The 589-nt window shown below is 24.6% G+C and carries 1 protein-coding gene; it reads left to right on the top strand.

Features of this window, described 5'->3' with window-relative positions; translation table 11 throughout:
* Positions 1-63 precede the first annotated feature (63 nt).
* Complete coding sequence (locus tag GQX97_RS14135) at positions 64-480, top strand: single-stranded DNA-binding protein (protein ID WP_014932711.1); 417 nt, start codon at positions 64-66, stop codon at positions 478-480.
* The last annotated feature ends 109 nt before the right edge of the window (positions 481-589 follow it).

The raw sequence follows: 589 nt of genomic DNA, 5'->3' as shown, positions 1-589 counted from the left end.
CAGGCATATTTTTTCATAATTTTTGTTTAACTAATATTATAATAAAAATTAGGAGTAAAAATTATGTCTGGAAATGCTAATATTATTGTTGTAGAAGGAAGACTAACAAGAGACCCTTCATATATAAAAACTAAAAACGGTAAATCTTTATGCAAATTTTCTATAGCAAACAATAGATATTATTATGTTAATGGAAGCTTGCAAAAGGAAGTTTACTTTTTTGATTTAATAGCTTGGGGCTTTACTGCAGAAAAAATWGCTATTAACCTACTTAAAGGAAGACATATATTAGTAAATGGAGAATTAAGACAAAACTCTTATATCGCTAAAGATGGAAGTAGAAAAAAYTCTATTTATATACTTGCTTTAGAAGTAAAAAGTTTAGACAAAAAAACTATAGAAAAAAATAATTATTATAACAATGCCAATAATCAAATTGTATCAGATGTTATTGAAGAGGGTTTGGAGCAAGTATTTTAGATTGTTTTAATAYTTCAATGAGTTCTTTATTTATATCATCTATAGACTTATCAGCATTTATATGATATATAAAAGGCTCATTAAAACTACTAAATATGCTATCTACTTT

It is taken from the genome of Brachyspira sp. SAP_772 (assembly GCF_009755885.1).
Taxonomy (GTDB): Bacteria; Spirochaetota; Brachyspiria; order Brachyspirales; family Brachyspiraceae; genus Brachyspira.
This window is presented reverse-complemented; position numbering and strand designations above follow the sequence as displayed.